Origin of the sequence: Streptomyces sp. BK79 (assembly GCF_044142145.1) — a bacterium.
Classification (GTDB): Bacteria; Actinomycetota; Actinomycetes; order Streptomycetales; family Streptomycetaceae; genus Streptomyces.
Genome location: NZ_JBHVOC010000035.1, coordinates 41,528 through 65,140, shown reverse-complemented (window position 1 = coordinate 65,140; position 23,613 = coordinate 41,528). Strand labels below are relative to the sequence as shown.

Here is a 23,613-nt window from a genome sequence, read left to right as displayed (position 1 = left end):
CAGCAGCCACAGCCGTTGCTGGGCGAAGGACAGCGGCAGCGGCCTGCTCCGGTCCGCACGCGGAATGCCGTCGGATTCCGGCCGGGTGTGCCGCATCAGCCGCCGCAGAGCGTCCTGCAGGCCCTGGGTGTCGGGTTCAGCCGTCATGTCGGGGCGTCCCTTCCTGGTGCGGGCGTGCGGTGGGACGGTGCCTGCACATCTCCTCGGCGAGTGCTCGGTGGGTGCCGACGTCACTGCCGCGGAACCAGGCGCCGACCTTGTCGCGCACGTCGGCCGGCTGGTCCTGGGAGAGCTTGAAGATGCTGTCCACCGCTTCCGGCTCGATCTCGAACGCGCCGACGCCCGGCACGATCTTGCGGAAGTAGGGGAGGGATTCCGTCATGTCCCAGCCTTGCCCGAACCTGCCTTCGAGGGCGCTGACCGTCCTCCGCACGACCTTGAGGGCCGGCTCGCCGGGGTCGAGCAGCCGTATCCTCCCGCGGACGTGCACGGCCGAGAAGTTCCAGGTGGGCGCCGCCGGAACGCGGTCGTACACCGTGGGTGAGATGTAGCCGTGCGAGCCCTGGAAGACCACCAGCGCCCGGTCGCCGTCGGCAAGGGCGGTGTACTGCGGGTTCACCACGTTCAGGTGGCCGTACATCTTCACGCCGACGAGGTCGGTCAGCCCGGTGAGGTCGTCGTCCGACGCGAACACCACCGGGATGTGCGAGGCCACCGGCACGTCGTCCTGTGTGGTGACGAAGCAGGCCAGGGGGTTCGCCTGGATCAGTTCGACGACGCGCGTGATGTCGTCGGTCGCGAAGTGCGTGGGAGCGTACATGGGGGTTTCCTCGTTCGGGCAGCTCGTCGGGGCAGCGCACAGCGGCGTCACCGGAAGGCGTCCGTCCCGTATGCCGGCGGGTGGGGTCAGCGGCCGGAGGTCGGAGGTCGTCGATCGGCGACAGGGGTGCGATGGAGGGCGCTGACGCCGGTCACGCGTTCGCGCCGACGAGGCTGTTCCAGAACAGCAGGTCGTAGGTGCGCAGGAAGCGGGCGTAGTGCCGCGCGGTGTCGGGGACCCAGCCCGCGGCCAGCCGCTGGTCCAGGATGGCGATGCCCTGCTCCTCGAGCTGCGCGTTGGGTGCGCTGAGGCCGTCCAGGAACGCGCAGGCCTTGTCGTCGAGGCCGTGGTGCTCGCGCACGGCGCCCGCGAGTGCGGCGAAGGTCCCGCACCAGTCGGGGAAGTTGGCCAGCAGGGCGGCGACGACGTCGGCGGGGTCGGCGTTGAGCGCCAGCCATGCGGTGTAGGCGGGGTACGCCTGGCACAACGGCGCCGGCTGATGGGCGCGGCGGCTGTCCTCGTCGACTCCGAGGGCGGTGGACAGCGTGGCGAGTCCGGCCAGACCCATGGCCTCTCCGAGCGCCAGCCCCATGAAGAACTGCCGGGTGTCGGGTGCGGTGCACCGTCCGGCGAGAGAGAGGTAGCTTCCCCAGTCGCTGGTGAAGATCAGCTGCTCTTCGTGGGCGTATCTGTGCAGCGCGTCCTGCGTGGCGCGCCCGGCGACGACCAGCTCGACGAAGGCGTTGTCGCCCTCGGTGGCCGCCAGTTCGCTTCGCATCTCGGCGAGCAGGTCCCGTGCCGAATCAGCCATGATCAGTGTTCCCCCGTGGTGAGAAGACGTGCGGACGGGCCGGACGGCCCGGCTCGTCAGGTCGTGGCAGCGGCGATCGCACCGTCCCGGACCGGCAGTGAGGTCATGCCGCGCACCACGCGGGTGGGCCGGCGTTCCGCTCCTTCGGCGAGCCGCAGGTCGGGGAATCTGCGCAGCAGCACGCGCAGGGTGGCCGCGGCCTCGATGCGTGCCAGGCCCGCGCCGACGCACAGGTGGATGCCGTCGCCGAATGTCAGGTGCTCGCGGCTGTTCTTCCGGTGGAGGTCGAAGTCCTGGGCGTTGTCCCCGAACACCTTGGGGTCCCGGTTGGCTCCGCCCACGACCACGAAGACGGGTGCGTCCTCGGGGATGTCGACGCCTGCGAGTGTCACGGGCTGGGTCGTGACCCGCAATAGGTACTGGACCGGGGCGTCCCAGCGCAGGACTTCCTCGACGGCGTTGGGGACCAGGTCCGGATCGTCGATGAGCTGCTTCCTGATGTCGGCGTGGTCCAGCACGGTGAGGACGCAGTTGCCGATCAGGTTCACCGTGGTCTCGAAGCCGGCGCCGAGCAGAACGCCGCAGGTGGCGATCATGTCGTGCCAGGTCAGGGGCTCGCCCTCGGGTTCCGCCTGGACCATGAAACTCACGAGGTCGTCGCCCGGTTCGCGCCTGCGCCGCTCGATCAGCTCGCCGAAGAAGTCCTGCATCTCGATGAGCATCTGCCGGAAGGTCTTCAGGTCGCGCATGGTGCGGATGCCGTCGACGGAGGTTCCGATGATTCCGCCCCACCGCCGGAATCGTTCGTAGTCCTCTTCGCCGATGCCGAAGAACGCGGAGATCACTCGGATCGGAACGCGGACGGCGAGGTCGTTGACCGCGTCCCACTGGTCTTGCTCCGCGAGATCGTCGAACAGCTCGTCGAGCATGTTCTCGATGGTCGCGGTGCGCTCCCGTATCGCCCGGGGTGAGAACCAGGGCGCCACCATGCGCCTGAGGCGGGTGTGGTCGGGGGGGTCCATGGAGAGGAAGGAGTCGTCCATGGGCACGATGAGGCGCTCGCCACGGTCGTCGTAGACCGTGGTGTCGATGGGCTTGGCCTTGGCGACCGCGAAGGATCCGAAGCGAGTGCTGTCGCGGAGGATGACCGACGCCAGCTCGTGATCACACGTGGCGAAAGCGCCGATATTGCCACGCACCAGGTCGCCCTTTTCCCTGATGCTTTCATAAATCAAATAGGGGTCGGTGTCCGGACGCCGCGCGATTAACTGCGCGACCGGGTCCCCCGACATCATGAGAAGCCGGAGCATCGCCCGCGACATTAACATTTTCGATGCTGACGTTGCTATTTCTCGCTTCGCCATGCCAGTCACCTTTGCATCCTGGCGACCCATCGTCAAGTGACATAGATCACAGTTGCACCTTGATCACGTGCGGCCTACCCTCGTCGAATAACTCGCAGCGAGAGGCGATGAGAGTCTTATGACCCAGAACCCGAGCCGCTCCGATTTATGGATCCGGAAATTTCATCCGGCGCCCGACGCCACGACCAGACTCGTCTGCTTTCCGCATGCGGGCGGGTCCGCGAGCTTCTACTTCCCCACGTCGCGCGCGCTCGCCCCGCAGACCGAGGTCCTGGCGGTGCAGTACCCGGGCCGGCAGGACCGGCGCAGCGAGCGGTGCAGGGAATCCGTCGCGGAGCTGGCCGACGAGCTGACGCAGGAGCTGCTGCCGTACACGGACCGGCCGCTGGCGCTCTTCGGACACAGCATGGGAGCGACGATCGCGTTCGAAATCGCGCAGCGATTGGAGAGCCGCGACATCGTCCCCCTGGCTCTCTTCATCAGCGGCCGGCGCGCCCCCACTCTCGACCGGCCGGAAAACCTGCACATGCTCGATGACCAAGCCCTTGTCAAAGAGCTGGCAAAACTCAACGGAACAAGTTCCGAAATCCTCGCGGACGAGGAAATCATGCGGATGTCGATCGGCGCCATCCGGGGTGACTACAAAGCGATCTCAAACTATCGCTGGCAGCCCAGACCGCCTCTTCAAACATCTCTTCACGTGCATATAGGCGACACTGATGAGCAGGTGAGCCGCGCGGAGGCGCAGGAATGGGAGCACCGCACCACCGGAGAGTTCAGCCTCACCACTTATGCGGGCGGTCATTTCTACCTCAATGAGCACGCGCCCCGGGTCCTCGAAGCCATCTCCGCGCGCCTGGGCCGCGCCGGCCGGGACGGATACGCCCGCCCGTAGTCCGCGGTCCGGCGGGTGGGCGGGGCCGGCGGCGGCCCCGCCCACCCGTCCCTCAGTCCACGACCCAGCCGTTCTTGCGGACCAGCTCGATGACACCGGCCCTGACCTGCTTGAGCTGATCGGCCGTGAGGCTTCCCGCGGCGTCCAGGAGGACCTCGGTCAGATCGGCACGGAACTCGTCGCACGAGAGCGACTCCTCCCGCGGATCATCCCGCAGGTCATCCCGCTCCGCGGGCAGCCGGTCGATCCTGCTGTCCGGTGAAGGGTGACGGATCAGGCGGATCTCCGACGCCTTGAGCCCCTTGTCGCCCTGCTCCATGGCGAACTCGACATCGCTCCCCGCCTGGTACATGTGCTTTTCGTCGATCAGGTCGTTGGCGTGCATGAAGACGTCTTCGCCGCCCTCCCTGGGCCGGATGAACCCGTAACCCCTGACCTCGTCGAACCGCAGGACCCTGCCCACCATCAACACACCGCACCTCCACAACACAGGAACCAATGACGCGGGAGGTGTCCGTGGGTCACGGTCCCCCCGCCTCACACTCTCCTCCGGGATATTACGGCGTCAAGTGCTCGCCCCCTCGGCGCACTTGGCCCCCGCCCCGTCGCGAGCGGGCCGCACGCGACACCGCCCGTGGAAACTTTAGTTTACATACCCCGGCCTGGAAACTATGGTTGTCGCATGACGAGCGCAGAGATCACCCCGACCGAGCGTGCAGAACTCGACAAGGCCCTGTACGACGCCCTGACCCCGCTGGCCACGGCGATTCGCTCCCGGCAGTCCGGGGCGGCCGCGGACCGCATGTGGGAGGCGGAGCCCGTCGAGGTGGCACTGTCCGTCCTGACCGCGTGGAAGGTGATGGACGCCGAGGTCAAGCGGTTGACCGCGCACGCTGCGGCGACCGCCGGCGCCTACGGCGCAAGTTACGAGCAGCTGGGGGCCGCCTGGGGCATCACCCGGCAGGGTGCCCGCAAGAAGTGGCCCGACGCCGTCGACCGCTCGGCGTCCGCGACAGCGGACAGGAGCACCCTCGCGCTCTTCGGTGGGACCGCCGACCTGGTGCAGGCGCCTTCCGGCCACTGGAGCTGGACCGGCGTGGGCGCCGACGGGGCAGCCGCCCCGGTCACCGAGGGGGCGCACTACGCGACCGCGGAAGAAGCGGCAGCCCACGCGGGTGCCTTCCTCAAGGAGCACGCCCCTGATGCGACGGACCGCCCCTAGGCGCGCGCTCACAGCTCCCGGGGCCGGACCACTGCACGGAAGCTCCGACCGACGGACCTGTGTCGGGGCTGAACCCCGTTGGCATAGGGACTGCACGCATAGCTCGTCTTCGAACTATGGTGTCCCACCACATACGCCTCTCACCTGCGCGTTCCTACGGTATGGCGACACGCAAACGTCCCCGTCATACCCCAGGAAGTGGTGCCGATGTCGTCGCCCGCAACCGCTCCACCAGCCCCGAACAACCTCAAGCGCATCGTCGCCGCGTCCCTCATCGGCACCACCATCGAGTGGTACGACTTCTTCCTCTACGGCTCCGCCGCCGCCCTCGTCTTCAACAAGCTGTTCTTCCCGGACTCCGACCCGCTGGTCGGCACGCTGCTGTCGTTCCTCACCTACGCCGTCGGGTTCGCCGCCCGGCCGCTGGGGGCCCTGGTGTTCGGGCACTACGGCGACCGGCTCGGGCGCAAGAAGCTGCTGGTGCTCAGCCTGCTGATGATGGGCGGGGCGACCTTCGCGATCGGGCTGCTGCCCACGCACGCGACCATCGGCACGGCCGCTCCCGTGCTGCTGACCGTGCTGCGACTCGTCCAGGGCTTCGCGCTCGGCGGCGAGTGGGGCGGGGCCGTGCTGCTGGTGTCCGAGCACGGGGACGCGCGGCGGCGCGGATTCTGGGCGTCGTGGCCGCAGACCGGGGCGCCGGCGGGGCAGTTGCTGGCGACCGGCGTGCTGTCGCTGCTGACGGCCGTGCTGTCGGACTCCGCCTTCAACAGCTGGGGCTGGCGAATACCGTTCCTGCTCTCCGGCGTCCTGGTCATGGTCGGCCTGTGGATTCGCCTGTCGGTCGACGAGTCACCGGTCTTCAAGCAGGCCCTGGCGCAGGCCGAGACACGCAAGGCGGACGCCACGTCGCTGCCGCTGGTCGACGTGGTGCGTCACCACTGGCGCGACGTGCTCATCGCCATGGGCGCGCGGATGGCGGAGAACATCAGCTACTACGTCATCACCGCCTTCATCCTCGTCTACGCCACCACCGCGGCCGACGTCTCCAAGCAGACCGCGCTCAACACGGTGCTGATCGCCTCGGCCGTGCACTTCGCCGTCATCCCGGCCTGGGGGGCGCTGTCGGACCGGATCGGCCGGCGCCCCGTGTACCTGCTGGGCGCGGCCGGTATCGGACTGTGGATGTTCCCCTTCTTCACACTGATCGACACCGGTGACTTCTCGAGCCTGCTCCTCGCGGTGACCGTGGGTCTGGTCCTGCACGGCGCGATGTACGCGCCCCAGGCGGCCTTCTTCTCCGAGATGTTCGCGACCCGGATGCGCTACTCGGGTGCCTCCATCGGCGCCCAGTTCGCCTCCGTCGCGGCGGGCGCCCCCGCGCCCCTCATCGCCACCGCGCTGCTGGACGAGTACGACAGCTCCACCCCCATCTCCCTCTACGTCATCGCCTCGGTCGTCCTCACGCTGATCGCGGTGGGCGTGGCGAAGGAGACGCGCAACCGGGACCTCACCGAGGTGGCGGCCGGCCGCGAGGACGGGGACGGAGACGGGGAGGAGACCGGCTCGGGCGCTTCCCGCACGACCGGGGCGCGCACCGTCTGATCCACCCGGCCCACCGGCCCACCGGCCCACCGGCCCCCGCGCGCCCGTGCGTGCGGGGGTCAGTGTTGTGCCGGCAGTGACAACCGGTGGAGTCTGAGGGCCAGTTGTATCTCCAGTGCGCGGTCCGGGCTCTGCCAGTCGTCGCCGAGGAGGCGGCCCACGCGCTCCAGGCGCTGGGCGACCGTGTTCACGTGGACGTGCAGTTCGTCCTTGGTGCGCGCCGGGCTCATGCCGCAGGCGAAGTACGCGCCGAGGGTGCGCAGGAGTTCGGTGCCGCGTCGCTCGTCGTAGGCCACGACCTGGCCGATGGTGCGCTCGACGAAGCCGGAGACATCTTGCTCCCCGGCCAGCAGCAGCCCCAGGAACCCGAAGTCCTCTGCCGCGGCGCCGTCCCCGGAGCGGCCCAGCAGGCGCAGGGCGTCGAGACAGCGTCTGGCCTCGGTGTACGCGGCGGCCACCGCGTCGGGGCGGGCGGCGAGGTCCTCGACGGGCGCGGAGGCGCCGACGGTGACGGCCTCGTGCACGGCGGTGCCCAGATGCCGGGCGGTGCGGCGGGCTAGGTCCGTGGCACCGGCCCCCGCGGCCAGGGGCAGCAGCAGTACGGTGCCGCCGTCGCGGGCGGCGGCCAGGCCGTGCCGGGTCGCGGCGAGGTGGGAGGCCGCGGCCCACAGGCGTCTGCGCGCGTCCGCCTCCTGGTCGGCGTCGGGGGCGGTCGCGTCGAGGCGGGCGGCGAGCACCACGTGGGTGGCGGCCAGGTCGGCGCGCAGCCGTCGGGCGCGGTCGGCCAGCAGGCGCGGGTCGCGGTCGCGGGCGTCGAGCAGGTCGTCCAGCAGCTCGCCCCGCACGCGCTGTTCGGCCTCGGCGGCGGAGCGGCGGGCGAGCAGCAGGAGGGAGGTGACCATCGCGGCCCGCTCCAGGGTGAGCTGGTCGACGGGATCGAGCCCCGGGTGGCCGCGCAGGACCAGGGCGCCGAGCAACTCGTCACCGGCCGCGACGGCGGCGATCCAGTCGTCCTCGTGCCGCACGGCGTGACCCTCGGCGCGGGACGACTCCAGGGCGCGCGCCGGTGCCGCGCCGGCCTCGGTGAACTCCACGGTGCCGTCCAGCACCTGGGAGACGGCTGCCGCCACGTCGTGGACGCCGCCGCCGCGCAGGACGAGTTCGGCGAGCCGGTCGTGGACGTCGGAGGCGCGCTCGATGACGCCGCTGCGGTCCCGGATGATCTCGTTGGCCCGCTCCAGGTCCGCGAGGGCGGACCGGGTCTCGGCGAGCAGGTTCGCGGTGTCGATGGCGGCAGCCGCGAGGGCTGCGAAGGAGCCGAGCAGGGCGATCTGCTCACGTTCGAAGACCCGGGCCCGGCGGTCGGCGGCGAAGAGCACGCCGATCACGTGGTGGCCGAGCATGAGGGGGACGCCGAGGATGGCGACCAGGCCCTCGTCGCGTACGCCCGCGTCGATGGAGCGGGTGTGCTGGAAGCGGGCGTCCTTGAAGTAGTCGTCGGTGACGTAGGGCCGGGCGGTCTGGGCGACGAGGCCGCCGAGCCCCTCCCCCATGCCGAGCCGGAGCTGCTGGAAGCGGGCCGCGACCGAGCCCTCGGTGACGCGCATGTAGGTGTCGCCGCGGGCCGGGTCGTTGAGACTGAGGTAGGTCACGTCGGTGCCGAGCAGCGAACGGGCGCGCTGCACGATGGCGCGCAGGACGGCGTCCAGGTCGCGCAGCCCCGCCAGGTCGTGGGCCGTCTCGAAGAGCGCGGACAGCTCCGCCTCCCGCCTGCGCCGGCCCTCGAGGTCGGAGCGCACCCGCAACGCGAGCCGCTTGGCCTCTTCCAGCGCGGCGATCCGCTCGGCCGGTCCTCCCTCGGCGCGGGCGATCAGCACCGGCTGCTCGTACGCGTCGGCGGACGCCCCCCGGGCCAGCAGCTCCAGGAACGGCGTCTCGACGGCGGCGGACGCGGGGTGCGCGGCGTCGCCGGCGGGCACCGCGGCGTCGTGGGCGGAGCGCTCGGCGGACTGCACATGATCGCGGGACATGCTCACAGGATTCCCCATCGCACGGTCGTCGCGGCAGCCCTGTGGACAACCCGGGGCCGGCCGCGCCGGCCTCCAGGCGCGCCTCGGCGGCGGCCTCGTCCGCCGTCAGCACGTAACCGGTCCGGGCGTCGGAGGTGGGGCGGGCGAAGACCACCCCCGCACACCCGGCGGTCGGTGGTCGGCAGCAGGCCGCCCGAGTCGCCGGGACGGACCGTGGAGCGCACCGAGCAGCTCTCCCGGGTGACGCTCTCGTCGTCGTAGATGTTCTGGCCGGTCGCCCGGATCCGGGGACTCGCCGGCCCGGCCGTGGTCCGCCGCCCCGGTCAGTGCGCGGTCCAGCCGCCGTCCAGGACGAGGGAGGTGCCGGTGACGAAGGACGCCCGCGGTCCGCACAGGTAGGCCACGGCGTCGGCGACCTCGTCGGGTTCGATGAGCCGCCGCACGGCGCTGTCCCGCAGCAGGACGTCGGTCAGCACCTGCTCCTCGGGGATGCCGTGCGCCCGGGCCTGGTCGGCGATCTGCCGCTCCACGAGCGGGGTGCGCACATAGGCGGGGTTCACGCAGTTGGAGGTGACGCCGTGGGCCGCGCCTTCGAGGGCGGCCGTCTTGGACAGGCCCTCCAGTCCGTGCTTGGCGGACACGTAGGCCGCCTTGAAGGGCGAGGCGCGCAGTCCGTGGACGGAGGAGATGTTGACGATGCGCCCCCATCCCTGCCGGTACATGTGGGGCAGGGCACCGCGGATGAGGCGGAAGGGGGCCTCCAGCATCACGGTGAGCACCGTGTGGAAGACGTCCGGGGGGAACTCCTCGATCGGCCGCACCAGCTGGAGCCCGGCGTTGTTGACGAGGACGTCGGTCCCGGCGGCGGCGCGTTCGGCGGCGTCCAGGTCGGTCAGGTCCAGGACGTGGGGTTCGACGCTGCCCGCGAGGTCGCCGCAGCTCTCGGCGAGGGCGTCCAGTCCGGCCGCGTCCCGGTCGACCGCTCTGACGTCGGCCCCGGCGGCGGCGAGCCGCAGCGCGCAGGCGCGTCCGATGCCACCGGCGGCGCCGGTGACGAGGGCGGTGCGGCCGTCGAGGTCGAGCGAGGAGGCGTGGGGGGCCGGGAGGACACTGGGCGAGGTCATGTCCCGACCCTAGGCAGCGCCCGCCCCCGCCCCCATGTGGGCACGCCCCATACTTCAGCTGGGACCAGTGGGGTCGAACCATGTGGGGGCGTCGGACAGTGCCTGCTTGATCCGGGTCTGCGCGAATTCCGCCACGTCGGGCAGGGCGTCCACCGCGAACCAGGCCACGTCGAGCGACTCGTCGTCGTTGACCCGGGCCCGGCCGCCCACGGCGCGGCAGCGGAACGTGATGTCCATGAACTGGCAGACGTCCCCGTTCTCGTACGTGACGGGGTTCAGCGCCTGGACGAGGACCACCCGCTCGACGACGCACTCGACGGCGGTCTCCTCCTGCACCTCGCGCACCGCGCAGGCGGCCGGCTGCTCCCCGGGGTCCGGGATGCCGCCGATCAGTGACCAGCGCCGGTTGTCGGACCGCCGGTTCAGCAGCACCCTGCCCTCCTCGTCGAAGACGACGGCGGTGACTCCGGGGAGCCACAGCAACTGGTGTCCGGCGGTGACGCGCAGGTCGAGGATGAAATCGGGAGTTGCCATGCGCCCGACCCTAACGGGCCCCTCCGACCGCTCCCGGCCACGTCACGGGGCGTGCGGCGGGCGTACGGCTACACGCCACGGGCGCGCCGCCCGCGCACGCCGGCGGTCACGGCCCAGCCGAGTCCGCCGGCCGCGACGAGCAGGAGAGCGATCTCCGGCGCCACGCCCAGCCGGGTGGCGGGCGTCTCGGAGGAGCGCAGCGGCACCTCCTGGACCAGGGAGTCCGCCACGAACATGCCGGTCCTCTGGGTGACCCGGCCGTCCGGCATGATGATCGCGCTGACGCCGCTGGTCACCGGCACGGTGACGGTCCGGCTGTGCTCCACCGCGCGGATGCGGGACATGGCGAGCTGCTGGTAGGTCATCTCGCTGCGGTCGAACGTCGCGTTGTTGCTGGGCACGGAGATCATCTGGGCTCCGTCGGCGACCTCGGACCGCACGGCCCAGTCGAAGGCGGCCTCGTAGCAGGTGACCAGCCCGACCTTGGTGCCGGCCATGGTGAACACGCCCGGTTCGGTGCCGCGGCTGAAGTCCTGGGCGACCATGGAGGTCCATTCGTCGTTGATCGCCCCGATGAGCGAGCGCAGCGGCAGGTACTCGCCGAAGGGCTGGATCTGCCGCTTGTCGTAGGTGTCCACGGGGCCCTTGTCGGGGTCCCACAGGATCTGCTCGTTCAGCAGCTCGCCGTCGCGTTCCACGACGCCGCCCACCGAGACCGGCGCGCCGATCGCCCGGACGGCCCGGTCGATGACCGCGCGGGCGTCGGGGTTGGCGAAGGGGTCGATGTCCGAGGAGTTCTCCGGCCAGAGCACGAAGTCGGGCCGGTCCACCTCGCCGGCCCTGACGGCCGCGGCCAGGCGTTCCGTCTCGCGGGCGTGGTGGTCGAGCACGGCCCGGCGCTGGGCGTTGAAGTCGAGGCCGGCGCGCGGGACGTTGCCCTGGATCACGGCGACGGTCGCGGTGCCGTCCTCGGCCTTGTCGCTGACCAGCGGCCGGGCGGCGACGGCGCCCGCCACCGGTACGGCCACGGCGAGCAGCGCCACGGCCGCCGCGCCCCGCCGCACCTGAGAGGTGCGGCGCGCGGCGACCGCCAGGCGTACGGCCTCGTACAGACCGAATCCGCACAGGACGACCGCGAAGCCGAGCACCGGCGTGCCGCCGACCGCGGCGAGCGACAGGAACACGCCGTCCGCCTGCCCGAACGCGACCTTGCCCCAGGGGAAGCCCTCGAAGGGCACGCGCGCGCGTGCGGCCTCACCCGCGATCCACAGGGCGGCCGCCCACACCGGCCACCCCGGCAGCCTGGACACCGCCGCGGCGCTCGCGCCGACCAGCGCGACGAAGAGCGCCTCGATCGCCACGAGAGCCAGCCAGGGGCCGGGGCCGACCTCCACGCCGGTCCACACCAGCAGCGGCAGCAGGAAGCCGAGTCCGAAGAGGTAGCCGAGGCCGAGGCCCGCCTTCCAGCTCCGGCCGCGCAGGACCCAGCCCAGGACCGCGAAGGCCGGCAGGGCCAGCCACCACAGGGTGCGCGGCGGGAAGCTGACGTAGAGCAGCACTCCGGAGAGCGCGGCGGCGGCGGCCGGAAGGAGACGCTGGAGCCGCGCGGCGGCGCGGGAGACGGGCGTGGTCTGCGGCTGCGTCCGGTCCGACTCGCCGACGGAGGTTGCGGTGGCTGTCACCCCCCGGAGTGTACGGCGGGTGACCGCGCGGCCGACAGCACGGGCTCGCGGGCCCGCGCCGGGCCGGTGGAGCGGCGCTCAGTGGGCCGGGCCGGGGGCTTTCGGGCGGAGCCGGTCCTTGATGACCTGGACGGCCGCCTCCGCGTCGTCCACGGTGATGGTGAAGGTGTGGCCGTCCCACAGCCGCAGGACCACCCCCTCCCCGCGCCGTACGACGACGGCGGTGCCCTTCTCCGGCCGCCAGCGGTAGCCCCATCCTCCCCAGTGGCGGGGGGTGACGTGCGGGGCGAACTCGGCGCCGACGACATGGGAGAGCGGGATGCGGCGCCGGGGAACGCCGATGTGGCCGCAGCGCACCTCGAGGCATTCCTCGTCGACCCTCAGTGCGACGTGCACGAACGCCAGCGTGCCGAACAGGACCAGCAGTCCCGCCGCGATGCACCCGACGACCGCCATGGCCAGCGGGGCGACGCCGGACTCCCAGGCCGAGTCCACGGCCAGCGCGATGCCGAGCGCCATGCAGGCGGCGCCGATGAGCGCCAGGAACCACTGGACCCGGTTGGTGGCCCGTCCGGTCCAGACGTCCGGCTGCGGGGTGGTCTCGCCGTGGCGATGCCTCATGGAGAAGAGGTTACTCATGTTTCGCTGCGCGGGTACCTCGTCGCACAGCGTGACTGGGCCGACCGGCCGACCGGCGTCAGCGCGCGGGAGTGACCGCGCGCAGGAGCCTGCCCTCGTCGTAGGTCAGCGCGGCCTCGGGCAGCGTGCCCTCGCGTCCGCTCAGCAGCACGGTGAGGGTGCCCCCGGCCGGCGCGCCGGGGTCGGGGCGGGCGCCGATCCGGCGCAGCGCCTGGGCGGCGACCGCGCCGGCCGAGCCGTGCAGGACGAGGCGCGGGGCGCCGGGGCGCTGCACGGCGGCCCGGATGCGTTCGGCGACCAGTTCGTAATGGGTGCAGCCCAGGACGACGGTCGTCACGTCGTCGGGGGTCAGGCCGGCCGCGGCGGCGACGGCGGAGGTGATCGCGGTCTCGTCCGCGTGCTCGACGGCGTCGGCGAGCCCTGGGCAGGGCACCTCGGTCACGGTGGCGCCGCCGGCGAACTCCTCGATGAGGTTGCGCTGGTAGGGGCTGCCGGTAGTGGCGGGCGTCGCCCAGATGGCCACCGGTCCGCCGCCGGCCGAGGCGGGCTTGATCGCCGGCACGGTGCCGATCACCGGCAGGTCGGGCTCGAACCGGGCGCGCAGTGCGGGCAGCGCGTGCACGGTGGCGGTGTTGCAGCCCACGATCAGGGCGTCGGGGCGGTGCGCGGCGGCGGCCTCGGCGACGGCGAGGGCCCGCCGGGTCAGGTCCTCGGGGGTGCGCGGACCCCAGGGCATGCCGTCGGGGTCCAGGGACAGGATGAGATCGGCGTCCGGTCGCAGGCGCCGTACCGCGGCGGTGGCCGCCAGCAGACCGATTCCGGAGTCCATGAGCGCGATCTTCACCCGGCCACGATAGACGATGGGGCGCCGCCGACCGCGTCGTGGGGCAGACTGCGCACGTGAGCGCCGATGTGTGGACCACCGTCGTGACCGTCGTATCCGCCCTGTCACTCGCCGCCTGGCTGTGGCTGCTGCTCGCCCGGGGCTTCTTCTGGCGCACCGACGTCAGGCTGCCGGCCCGGGAGGACCCCGGTTCCTGGCCCTCCGTGTGCGTCGTCGTCCCGGCGCGCGACGAGGCGGCCGTCCTGCCCGCGAGCCTGCCGTCGCTGCTCGCGCAGGACTACCCGGGACGAGCGGAGGTCTTCCTGATCGACGACGGCAGTACGGACGGCACCGGCAAGCTGGCGTGCGAGCTGGCCCGGCGGCAGGGGGGCCTGCCGCTCACGGTGGCCTCGCCCGGGGAGCCCCCGGCCGGCTGGACCGGCAAGCTCTGGGCGGTGCGGCACGGGATCGAGCTGGCACGCGCGCGGGAGCCCGAGTACCTGCTGCTGACGGACGCCGACATCGCGCACGCGCCGGACGGTCTGCGCCGGCTGGTGGCGGCCGCCGGCACCGGCGGTTTCGACCTGGTCTCCCAGATGGCGCGCCTGCGGGTGGAGAGCGTGTGGGAGCGGCTCGTGGTGCCGGCCTTCGTCTACTTCTTCGCGCAGCTGTACCCGTTCCGGTGGATCGGACGGGACCGCGTCGGCGGCAGGGCGACGCGCACGGCGGCGGCCGCGGGCGGCTGCGTACTGCTGCGCACCGGGGCCGCCGGGCGGGCGCGGATCCCGGAGGCGATCCGGCACGCCGTCATCGACGACGTGGCCCTCGCCCGCGCGGTCAAGGGGGCCGGCGGCCGGATCTGGCTGGGCCTGGCCGACGGGGTGGACAGCGTGCGCCCCTATCCCCGGTTGCGCGATCTGTGGCGGATGGTCTCGCGCAGCGCCTACGCGCAACTGCGGCACAACCCCCTGGTGCTCGCCGGGACGGTCGGCGGTCTGGCGCTGGTGTACCTGGTCCCGCCGGCGGCGGTGGTCCTGGGCGCGGTGGCCGGGGACGCGGTGACGACCGGTCTCGGCGCCGCCGCGTGGCTGGTGATGGCGGGGACGTACGCGCCGATGCTGCGCTACTACCGGCAGCCGCTGTGGCTCGCTCCGCTGCTGCCGGGCACCGCGTTCCTGTATCTGCTGATGACGGTGGACTCGGCGGTGCTGCACTACCGGGGGCGCGGTGCGGCCTGGAAGGGCCGCACCTACGCACGTCCGCGGGCCCTGCCCGAGGAGGGCTGAGCCCGGAGGGCTCATTTCCGGCCGGGCGTCCAGTTCATGCCCCACCCGTAGGCGTGGTCGACGGTGCGCTGCGGGCTGACACCGCGTTCCGGCACCAGGTAGCGGGCCTCGCGCTGGACGACGAGGTCACTGCCGGTGTTGGTGATCAGCGCCAGGGCGCACACCGTCGAGGGGACCGTGCACTCGTCGAGCGAGAAGTCGATCGGGGCGCCGTGCTGCGGCTGGAGGGTGACCGTGGCGTTCAGGTCGGCGAAGGAGCGCGCTCCCTCGTAGATGGTGACGAAGACGAGGACGCGCCGGAAGTACTGCTTGTGGTCGAGGTTGATCGTGAGGTTCTCGCCGCTCGCCACGGCGCCGGTGCGGTCGTCCCCGTCGAGGTGGATGAACGGCGGCCGGTCGAGGGCCCCGAAGGCGTTGCCGAGGGCCTGGACCACGCCCTTGCTGCCGTCGGTGAGTTCGAACAGGCAGCACAGGTCGAGGTCGAGGTCGTCGTGCATGGCGACCGGACGGCCGAGCTTGCGGGCCCAGCCGGAGAACTGCTTGCGCACCTGCCAGTTGAGGTTGACGCGCATGGCGCCCGAGGTGCCGCCCTGCTTGGTCAGCGAGACGGAGGGTGCCGCCTTGGTGAGCGTGACCTTCGTCAGCCGGACCGGTTCGGGCGCGGGCGGGGCCGGCGGGGCGGGGGGAGCCGGAGGGGGCGTGGTGACCGCGGGCGGGGCCGGTGCGGCCGGCTGGGCGGGCGGCGGTGCCTGCTGGGGTTCGTCGACCGAGATGCCGTAGTCGGTGGCCAGGCCCTCCAGCCCGCTGTCGTAGCCCTGGCCGACGGCACGGAACTTCCAGGCGCCCTGGCGGCGGTAGAACTCGCCGAGCACGAAGGCGGTCTCCACGGTGGCGCCCGGGTTGTCGAAGCGGGCCGCCACGGTGTTCCGGGTGGCGTCGCGGACCTCGATGTACAGGTCGGGGATCCGCCCGAACGACCCGCCGTCCGAGGAGGCGGCGAGGATCACGGTCTCGATCGCGGGTTCCACGCGCGCGAGGTCGACGAGCAGGCTGTCGGTCACCCGGCCGCCGGCCTCCCGCTTGCCCTCGTGACGGACCGCGCCGGAGGAGTGGCCCGGCTGGTTGTAGAAGACGAAGTCCGCGTCGGAACGGACCTTTCCGCCCACCAGGAGCAGGGCCGACGCGTCCGCGTCCGGTACGCCGGGGCCGGATCGCCAGCCCAGTTCGACCCGTAGCGCCGTGGTCGGCACCGGGGTGTTCGACCCTTTCGACATTGACATGTCCGCCCCCATCACGTCGTCGTCATCGAACCGGGACGCGTCCCGGCGGTTCGCCAAGTGTGCCGCGTTCAACCTATTCCCCCGCCGCCGGCCCCGCGTCGGGAGTGGCGGGAAGACGCCTGGACAACCGCCGGTAACCCGCTCGGAACTCGGCCTTTACCTCATGATCTCGGTCTCCGGCGCCCTATTTTGCCAAGTTCGCTCGCATTGGGGATCCCGAGTCACTGCGGGCGTGGAAAACAACCCTCTTATCGGTCTCCCCAACCAGCACATCGTGGGCTTAACTTATGTCTCATGACCTCCCCCCGCTCCACTTATGGCGGCGGCTACTACTCCGCCTCCTTCCCGGACACTCCGATCTACGACTCACTCGTGGCCGAGCGGGGCACCCCGCAGATCGCCCCGATCCGGGTCCCCGCCGCGTACGACGCGCCGGCCAGCCACCTGCCCGCGCTCCCGTCGGCCCTGCCCGCCCTCCCGTCGGGTCCCTCCCAGCCCTCGTACGGCGGCTACCCGCAGCAGGCGCCGCAGCCCGCTCCGCTGCAGCAGGCTCCCGCCGCGTACATCCCGCACCAGGCGACGGCGCCGCGCGGGTACCCCGGCCCGCAGCACCCGCAGCAGCCCCGCCCGGCCGCGCCCGGTCCCGCGGGGTACGAGGCGATGCGCCCCGCGGCGCCCCGGCCCGCCCCGGCGCCGTACCAGGATCCGTACAACCAGCAGCAGTACCGCGGCTACTGAGCCGTCCCCGGGCTTGTCGGCGCCACCTGGCACGATGACCCCATGGGGAACGCACGACTGCAGTCGATCCACGTCCATCCGGTCAAGGCGTTCCGGAGCCTGTCGCTCCGGGAAGCCGTCGTGGAGCCCTGGGGGCTGGCCGGAGACCGCCGCTGGATGCTGATCGACGACGGGGGAAAGGTCGTCACGCAACGCCGCCGGCCGCGGCTGGCCCTGGCCGCCGCCGAGCCCGTGCCCGGCGGCGGCCTCAGACTGTCCGCACCCGGCCGTGAGCCGCTCACGGTGCCCGTCCCGCGCGCGACGAGGACGGTGATGGCGCAGGTCTTCCGGGACAAGGTCGAGGTGCTCCCCGCCCAGGACGAGGCCGCGCACGCCTGGTGCAGCGCCTTCCTCGGCGCCGACGTGCGGCTGGTGTACCTGGACGATCCGGCCACGCGCAGGCCCGTGGACCCCGAGTACGCGCTGCCGGGCGAGACCGTCTCCTTCGCCGACGGCTTCCCGCTGCTGCTCACGACGACCGCCTCGCTGGACGCCCTCAACTCCCTGATCGCCGAGGGCGAGCACGCCTCGGAGGGTCCCCTCCCCATGAACCGCTTCCGGCCGAACGTGGTCGTCTCCGGCACCGACCCGTGGGCCGAGGACGGCTGGTCCCGCGTCACCGTCGGCGAGGTCGCCTTCCGGGTCGCCAAGCCGTGCGGGCGCTGCGCCGTGACCACCACCGACCAGGGCACCGCCGACCGGGGCAGGGAGCCGCTGCACAGCCTCGGACTGCACCGCCGCGTCGACGGCAAGCTGGTCTTCGGGCAGAACCTGGTCCCGGCCGGCCCCGGCACGATCCGGGTCGGCGACCCGGTGCGCGTCGTCGCGTGACGTGCCGTTGCCCGGCGGGGACGGTTTCCGGACAGCGGACGGGAAGCCGGGAACCCGCCTCGGGGGCGGCGCGTTGGGCTCGGTGAGACGTTCATGAGAATCCGGCCGGGGGCGCCGTCGGCGCAGGACGACGCGCTCTCCCGGCCGGCCCGTGGGGACGGCTCGACCGGGGGCGGCGAGGAGCGGGAAGGGGGCGCGGAGCGTGCGGGCGATCGGCGGACTCTGGCGCTGGCGGCACAATCCGCTGTGCCGGGCGACCGACCTGGCCGAGGCGTGGGCGGCCCTGACGGGACTGCTGCTGATCCTGTTCGCGGCACCGCTGACCGGCGTGCTGGTGGGCGGCGCGGCGCAGGACGCATTGCAACGGTCGATGCGCGAACAGCACGAGGCACGGCACCGGGTGACGGCCACCGTGGTCCGGCCCCTGGAGCGTTCGCCCCTGACCGTCGACCCGGAGGGTGCCTCCGGCGGCAGCATACGCAGCCGGGTCCTCGCCGACTGGACCGCGCCGGACGGCTCGCGGCACGAGGCCACCGTCACGGCGGGCCTCGCCACCCCCAGGACCGGCGACCGTTTCGCGATATGGACGGACGGACAGGGCCGGACGGTGGCCCGCCCGCTGGACTCCGCGACGGCGACGACGCACGCCGTGCTCGCCGGGTTCGGCGCCGCGCTGGCGACCGCGGCCCTGGTCGAGGCCGGCCGGCGGATCGTCGTATGGCGCATGGTCCGCCTGCGGTACGCCCGTTGGGACCGGGAGTGGGAGCGGGCGGGCCCGGACTGGGGCAGGACCGGCGCGGGCGGCTGACGGGCTTGTCCCTCCGGTCAACTCACCACCTGCGCGCACGCTACGGTGGACCGGCCGAACCGAATCGGCGACGACCCGCGTACGACGAGGTGGGGGCACAGCAACGCCATGGCACAGGGCACGGTCCAGGTGACGCACACCGGCACCTCGCGGTGGCGGCGCCGCACAGGTGAGTACGCATCGCTCGCCGCCGCCCTGGAGGCCGCGGCCGACGGTGACGTCCTCACCGTCGCCCCCGGGACCTACCGGGAGAACCTCGTCGTCCAGCGGGCGGTGACCCTGCGCGGACCCGAGGGCGGCCAGGGATCGGTCCGGATCGCGCCCGTCGACGGCGTCCCGCTGACCGTGCGGGCCTCGGCGGTGATCCAGGACCTGCACGTGGAGGGGCAGGACGCGGCGGCGCCCGCGGTGCTCGTCGAGGAGGGCACGGCGGAGCTGCTGGACCTGCGGGTGGTCACGCGCTCCGCGTCCGGGATAGAGGTGCGCGGCGGCGCGCGGCCGACGGTGCGGCGCTGCACCGTCGACAATCCGGCCGGTGTCGGCATCGCCGTCCTCGACGGCGGGGGCGGCGTGTTCGAGGAGTGCGAGGTCGTCTCCGCCGGGCAGGCGGGCGTCGCGGTGCGCTCCGGCGCGCACCCCCGGCTGGAGCGCTGCCGGGTCCACCACGCCGCCGGTTCGGGCCTGACGGCGACGGGCGAGGGGACCGCGCTGGAGGCCGTGGGCTGCGAGGTGTACGAGGTGCGGGGCAGCGGCGTCCAGGTGACCGCGCGGGCCACCGCGCACCTGACCGACTGCGACGTGCACCGCACCACCGCCGACGGCGTCACCCTCGACACCGACGCGGTGCTCACCCTCGCCGACTGCCGCATCCACGACATCCCGGAGAACGCGGTCGACCTGCGTTCCCGCTCGGTCCTCACCCTGACCCGCACCAGCGTGCGGCAGTTCGGGCGCAACGGTCTGTCAGTGTGGGACCCGGGCACCCGCGTGGACGCCAACCAGTGCGAGATCTTCGACAGCACCGGCGACTATCCGGCGGTCTGGGTCAGCGACGGCGCCACCGCCGTCCTCGACTCCTGCCGGGTGCACGACGTGCCGGACGCGCTGTTCGTCCTGGACCGCGGGTCCCGCGCGGACGTGGTCGACAGCGACCTGTCGCAGGTGCGCAACACGGCGGTGTCGGTCAGCGACGGCGCCACCGCGCAGCTCGACGACTGCCGCATCCGGGACGCGGCCACCGGCGCCTGGTTCCGCGACCACGGCAGCGGCGGCACCCTGAACAACTGCACCTTGGACGGCAACCGCACCGGCGTCATCGTCACCAAGGGCGCCGACCCCACCATCGAGCGCTGCACGGTCGACTCCCCCTCGGAGGCGGGCGTCTACGTGTCGGCCGGAGGGCGCGGCAGCTTCCTGAACTGCCGCGTCACCGGCAGCGCCGGCTACGGCTTCCACGTGATCGACGGCTGTCGCACGACGCTGCGCAAGTGCCGTACGGAGCGGTGCGCGCGCGGCGGGTACGAGTTCGCGGACGGCGGCGCGGACTCCGCGCACGATTCCGGGCCGCTCGTCGAGGACTGCACGAGCGACGAGAGCGTCGGCCTGACGGCGCCCGCCGCGCCCGAGCCCCTCGTGCAGACGGTGAGCGAGTCCCCCGGGCTGCTGGGCTCGATCCCCGGTCAGCGCCGCACCGAACAGGAGCCCCTGATCGCGGGTGCCGGCGCGCGGGAGCCGGCGCGGACGTCGGCGGCCGTCCTCGGTGAACTGGACGCGCTGGTCGGCCTGGACAGCGTCAAGCGCGAGGTCCGGGCGCTGACCGACATGATCGAGGTGGGCCGGCGCCGGCAGCAGGCGGGTCTGAAGGCCGCCTCGGTCAAGCGCCACCTAGTCTTCACGGGCTCCCCCGGCACCGGCAAGACGACCGTGGCCCGGCTGTACGGCGAGATCCTCGCCTCGCTCGGGGTGCTGGAGAAGGGGCACCTGGTCGAGGTCTCCCGGGTGGACCTGGTCGGCGAGCACATCGGCTCCACGGCGATCCGCACCCAGGAGGCGTTCCAGCGGGCGCACGGCGGGGTGCTGTTCATCGACGAGGCGTACGCCCTCTCCCCCGAGGACGCGGGCCGCGACTTCGGCAAGGAGGCCATCGACACGCTGGTGAAGCTGATGGAGGACCAGCGGGACTCGGTCGTGGTGATCGTCGCCGGCTACACGGCGGAGATGGAGCGCTTCCTGTCCGTCAACCCGGGTGTGGCGTCCCGCTTCTCCCGGACCATCACCTTCGGCGACTACGGACCCGGGGAGCTGCTGCGGATCGTGGAGCAGCAGGCCGACGAGCACGAGTACCGGCTGGCGCCGGGCACGGCCGAGGCGCTGACGAAGTACTTCACGGCGATCCCGAAGGGCCCGGCCTTCGGCAACGGCCGTACCGCGCGCCAGACGTTCGAGGCGATGGTGGAGCGGCACGCGAGCCGGGTCGCCCAGCTCGCCGACCCCAGCACGGACGACCTGACCCTGCTCTACGCCGAGGACCTGCCGGAACTGCCGTAGCGATCCGCCGGGGCCGTCGGGGCGGCCCGCCGGGGCCGCCGCGGCCCCGGCGGGGTGGTGACCGGCTCAGCAGTCCTCGTGCCCGCCGTCCGCCGCCGGGACGGAGTCCGGCCGGCCGGTGTGGCGCGGCGCGGGTACCTCCGGGCGCAGCCGGGCCAGCAGGCGCTGCCGTTCCTCGGCGAAGGCCGGGTCCGTCTGGTAGTCGGAGTGGCCCAGCACCGGCGCGGGCAGCGGGTGGAGTTCGGTGCGCCCGTAGGTGAGCGGGTCCTTGAGGGGTGCGCGGTCCACCGCGGGGCCCGAGTCGCCGGGCAGCCGCATCGGACCGCCGATCGGGTCGGTGCGGCGGTACAGGTTGCGCCAGCAGTCGACCTCCTCGCGCAGCGAGGCGAGCGCGGCCGGTCCGAAGTGGGCCGGGAACCAGCGGCCGTACAGGCGCTCCAGCGGGGAGCCGTAGGTGAGCAGGGCGACCCGTCTGCGGGCGGACGGCTCCAGCTGCCAGGCCGCCGAGGCGGCCAGCACGCTGCCCTGGGAGTGCCCGGAGATGACCAGCCGCCCGCCGGTGGCCCGGGTCCAGGTCGCCATCCGCCAGGTCAGGTCGGGCACCGCGCGCTCGGCGTAGCAGGGCGGTGCGAAGGGGTGGGCGGCGCGCGGCCAGAAGGTGCCGACGTCCCACAGGATGCCGATGGTGCGCCGCGCGGAGGCGTCCTTGTAGGCGCGACGGCCCCAGGTGACGAACAGTATGAAGCCGAGGCCGAGGAGCCAGGAGCCCAGTGCCTGCGCGATCTGCGCGGCGCCGTGCACGGCGGCGTACGACCCGCGTGTGGCGTCGGCGGGGGTCCGGTCGGTCGTCAGCGCGCCCACCAGGGCTCCGGCGCCCAGGAGCAGGGTGGTGGCGGAGACGATGGCCACGAGGAGGGGCGCCCGGTCGGTGAGGGTGGCCATGGCGCGGGTGAACGCGATGCGCCGGGTGCGTCCCGGGTCGCCGGCCTCGCCGGGGTGGTCGCCCCGCACGGCGTCCCGTTCGGCGCGGGCGAGTCGCCAGGTGTGCCGGGCGAGGGCGGCGCACAGCAGCAGGACGACGGCCAGCAGCGGCGGGATGACGGACGCCTGCCAGGTCAGCAGGACGGGCGGGCCGTCGATGGAGGTTCCGGTGCCGTCCAGCCAGTCCGACACGCGCTGGGCGACGCCGCCGGACATCACGCCGCCCAGCGCGCAGGCCAGCATGGCGACGGCGGGCCCGCCGAGACCGCGGATCGCGGCGCGGGGGTCGGGCAGGCCGCGGTGCAGCACGTGGGCGGCCGCCGCGAGGGCGAGGACGAGCAGGCCCTGCACGAGGGCGATGCCGCCGAAGGTCATGTCCCCCGGGAGCCGGCCGGCGGACGTCCACCCGGGGCGGGCCCAGCCGCCGTACAGGAGGGCGAGGACGAACAGCAGGAGGGCGGCGAGCGGCAGACGGCGTACGAGGTGCCGGTCGAGCTCCCGGTCGAGGCGGCGCTCGCTGCGGCCCCGGCGGCCGACCACCGCGACCACGACGACCGCCCCGGCGGCCAGCGCCCCCTCCAGGAGCAGGCCCAGCACACCGAGGAACGCGGATCCGTCCGGCCCGCGGTCGAACCGGGCCGCCGGCACACCGACCGCGGCGGCGACCGTCAGCAGCGCGGCGGCCGTGTGCGCGGCGCGCAGCCGCGCCACCAGGCGGCGCCCGTACCAGAACCCGGGCCGGCCGAGGGCCGTGCGGGCGGGGTCCTCCTCGGCGTCGGTCTCGCGGTCCATCGGCTGCTGGGACTCGTACGCCCGCCAGGTGCGCAGGGACAGGTACCACAGCAGGCCGGTGAGCGCGGCGGGGACCGCGGCCGCCAGGGCGAGCCTGCGGCCGGGTGTGCTCCACCAGCCGCCGTCCGACATCCGCGGCGACAGGAAGCCCAGCCAGGAGTGCCGCTCGGCGCACGCGTGCGTGCCCGCGCACTGCCAGGCCACGAGGTCGAGCGCGACCTCGCAGGCCGCCGCGACCAGCAGCACGGTCAGGGTGAGGCCCGCGAGCCGCACTAGCAGCCCGTACAGGCGGACCGTCCGGGTACGGCCCTGCGTCCTGGGGCGCATCCAGTGGGCGAGGTTGACCACCATGAACGGCAGGAGCAGCAGCCACAGGGCCCGGGTGCCGTTGCCGGAGGTGAGGTTGCACCAGACGTAGGCCTCGGGCACCGGCCGGCCCCGGTAGTCGCCCGGCCGGGACTCGGCGTCGGCGTCCTCGGTACGCCGGAAGACGGCCGCGATGTGGTCGCCGGTGACCCGCACGGTCCGCGGGTCGTCCAGCATCTCGGCCGGGGAGGTGCCGCCCACTCCGTGGACGAGGAGTTCCAGGGCGGTTCCCGGCCTGCCGTCCGTGCCGTCGCGCGGTCCGGGATCGTCCTGCCCGCCCGTCCCGGCCGGTCCCTGCGCCTCTTCCACCGTCCGCACTCCCCCGTGACCCGCCGTCGCCTCTGTCCGTGCGGGCACCAGGATCTCCGCTGGACGGACGTCGTGCACCCCTCGGCA

Annotated in this window: 20 protein-coding genes and 1 pseudogene; 8 read left to right on the top strand and 13 right to left on the bottom strand. The window is 73.0% G+C overall.

The genetic code is table 11. From position 1 onward, the window contains the following. Positions 1-136: 136 nt before the first annotated feature. From ACFIF2_RS33175 to ACFIF2_RS33165, 3 genes are all read right to left on the bottom strand, one after another. Entirely contained in the window at positions 137-820 is a 684-nt protein-coding gene (locus ACFIF2_RS33175) for an FMN-binding negative transcriptional regulator (RefSeq protein WP_395576990.1), read from the bottom strand. A gap of 151 nt (positions 821-971) precedes the next feature. Further along, positions 972-1,631: a transcriptional regulator gene (locus tag ACFIF2_RS33170; RefSeq protein WP_395576989.1), complete on the bottom strand. Its 660-nt coding sequence runs from the start codon at positions 1,629-1,631 to the stop codon at positions 972-974. 56 nt (positions 1,632-1,687) lie between these two features. Then, positions 1,688-2,995, bottom strand: a complete 1,308-nt coding sequence (locus ACFIF2_RS33165) for a cytochrome P450 (protein WP_395576988.1) — start codon at positions 2,993-2,995, stop codon at positions 1,688-1,690. A gap of 118 nt (positions 2,996-3,113) precedes the next feature. Between ACFIF2_RS33165 and ACFIF2_RS33160 the strand changes: the two genes are divergently transcribed. Next, complete coding sequence (locus ACFIF2_RS33160; RefSeq protein WP_395576987.1) at positions 3,114-3,890, top strand: thioesterase II family protein; 777 nt, start codon at positions 3,114-3,116, stop codon at positions 3,888-3,890. A 52-nt stretch (positions 3,891-3,942) separates the two neighbouring features. Here ACFIF2_RS33160 and ACFIF2_RS33155 read toward each other — a convergent pair whose 3' ends face one another. Then, on the bottom strand, positions 3,943-4,356 hold the full coding sequence (locus ACFIF2_RS33155) for a cold-shock protein (protein WP_395576986.1): 414 nt from the start codon (positions 4,354-4,356) through the stop codon (positions 3,943-3,945). Positions 4,357-4,572: 216 nt separating this feature from the next. Here ACFIF2_RS33155 and ACFIF2_RS33150 point away from each other — a divergent pair, with 216 nt between their 5' ends. Both ACFIF2_RS33150 and ACFIF2_RS33145 read left to right on the top strand, forming a co-directional pair. Beyond that, complete coding sequence (locus ACFIF2_RS33150; RefSeq protein ID WP_395576985.1) at positions 4,573-5,112, top strand: hypothetical protein; 540 nt, start codon at positions 4,573-4,575, stop codon at positions 5,110-5,112. Positions 5,113-5,319: 207 nt separating this feature from the next. Then, entirely contained in the window at positions 5,320-6,717 is a 1,398-nt protein-coding gene (locus ACFIF2_RS33145) for an MFS transporter (protein WP_395576984.1), read from the top strand. Positions 6,718-6,776: 59 nt separating this feature from the next. Here the strand turns inward: ACFIF2_RS33145 and ACFIF2_RS33140 are convergent, their stop codons facing one another. From ACFIF2_RS33140 to ACFIF2_RS33110, 7 genes and pseudogenes are all read right to left on the bottom strand, one after another. After that, positions 6,777-8,747, bottom strand: a complete 1,971-nt coding sequence (locus ACFIF2_RS33140; protein ID WP_395576983.1) for a helix-turn-helix domain-containing protein — start codon at positions 8,745-8,747, stop codon at positions 6,777-6,779. Between the two features lie 37 nt (positions 8,748-8,784). Next, a pseudogene (locus ACFIF2_RS33135) lies at positions 8,785-9,052 on the bottom strand (serine protease); the annotation flags it as partial. Between the two features lie 18 nt (positions 9,053-9,070). Then, positions 9,071-9,871 (bottom strand): 3-hydroxybutyrate dehydrogenase, encoded by an 801-nt coding sequence (locus tag ACFIF2_RS33130; RefSeq protein WP_395576982.1) that lies wholly within the window; start codon positions 9,869-9,871, stop codon positions 9,071-9,073. A 54-nt stretch (positions 9,872-9,925) separates the two neighbouring features. Then, positions 9,926-10,405: an NUDIX hydrolase gene (locus ACFIF2_RS33125; protein ID WP_395576981.1), complete on the bottom strand. Its 480-nt coding sequence runs from the start codon at positions 10,403-10,405 to the stop codon at positions 9,926-9,928. Positions 10,406-10,473: 68 nt separating this feature from the next. Then, positions 10,474-12,087 carry an apolipoprotein N-acyltransferase gene (lnt, locus tag ACFIF2_RS33120; protein WP_395576980.1) on the bottom strand — a complete coding sequence of 538 codons (1,614 nt, stop codon included), beginning with the start codon at positions 12,085-12,087 and terminating at the stop codon, positions 10,474-10,476. Positions 12,088-12,165: 78 nt separating this feature from the next. Then, on the bottom strand, positions 12,166-12,708 hold the full coding sequence (locus ACFIF2_RS33115) for a hypothetical protein (protein ID WP_395576979.1): 543 nt from the start codon (positions 12,706-12,708) through the stop codon (positions 12,166-12,168). Between the two features lie 76 nt (positions 12,709-12,784). Further along, the gene (locus tag ACFIF2_RS33110; RefSeq protein ID WP_395576978.1) at positions 12,785-13,570 is read right to left on the bottom strand and encodes a glutamate racemase; all 786 of its coding nucleotides are present in this window, start codon (positions 13,568-13,570) and stop codon (positions 12,785-12,787) included. Positions 13,571-13,608: 38 nt separating this feature from the next. Between ACFIF2_RS33110 and ACFIF2_RS33105 the strand changes: the two genes are divergently transcribed. Continuing rightward, positions 13,609-14,835 carry a glycosyltransferase gene (locus ACFIF2_RS33105; protein ID WP_395576977.1) on the top strand — a complete coding sequence of 409 codons (1,227 nt, stop codon included), beginning with the start codon at positions 13,609-13,611 and terminating at the stop codon, positions 14,833-14,835. An 11-nt stretch (positions 14,836-14,846) separates the two neighbouring features. Here ACFIF2_RS33105 and ACFIF2_RS33100 read toward each other — a convergent pair whose 3' ends face one another. Beyond that, positions 14,847-16,109: a TerD family protein gene (locus ACFIF2_RS33100; protein ID WP_395576995.1), complete on the bottom strand. Its 1,263-nt coding sequence runs from the start codon at positions 16,107-16,109 to the stop codon at positions 14,847-14,849. A gap of 300 nt (positions 16,110-16,409) precedes the next feature. Here ACFIF2_RS33100 and ACFIF2_RS33095 point away from each other — a divergent pair, with 300 nt between their 5' ends. The 4 genes from ACFIF2_RS33095 (at position 16,410) to ACFIF2_RS33080 (ending at position 21,078) form a co-directional block, all read left to right on the top strand. Beyond that, on the top strand, positions 16,410-16,853 hold the full coding sequence (locus ACFIF2_RS33095; RefSeq protein WP_395576976.1) for a DUF6643 family protein: 444 nt from the start codon (positions 16,410-16,412) through the stop codon (positions 16,851-16,853). 42 nt (positions 16,854-16,895) lie between these two features. Next, positions 16,896-17,723, top strand: coding sequence for an MOSC domain-containing protein (locus tag ACFIF2_RS33090; protein WP_395576975.1), 828 nt, complete (start codon positions 16,896-16,898; stop codon positions 17,721-17,723). A 202-nt stretch (positions 17,724-17,925) separates the two neighbouring features. Further along, positions 17,926-18,531 carry a hypothetical protein gene (locus ACFIF2_RS33085; protein ID WP_395576974.1) on the top strand — a complete coding sequence of 202 codons (606 nt, stop codon included), beginning with the start codon at positions 17,926-17,928 and terminating at the stop codon, positions 18,529-18,531. A gap of 108 nt (positions 18,532-18,639) precedes the next feature. Then, positions 18,640-21,078, top strand: coding sequence for a right-handed parallel beta-helix repeat-containing protein (locus ACFIF2_RS33080; protein WP_395576973.1), 2,439 nt, complete (start codon positions 18,640-18,642; stop codon positions 21,076-21,078). 66 nt (positions 21,079-21,144) lie between these two features. On the opposite strand, the gene ACFIF2_RS33075 is transcribed toward ACFIF2_RS33080, so the two are convergent. Continuing rightward, positions 21,145-23,526 carry a hypothetical protein gene (locus ACFIF2_RS33075; RefSeq protein WP_395576972.1) on the bottom strand — a complete coding sequence of 794 codons (2,382 nt, stop codon included), beginning with the start codon at positions 23,524-23,526 and terminating at the stop codon, positions 21,145-21,147. Between the last annotated feature and the right edge of the window lie 87 nt (positions 23,527-23,613).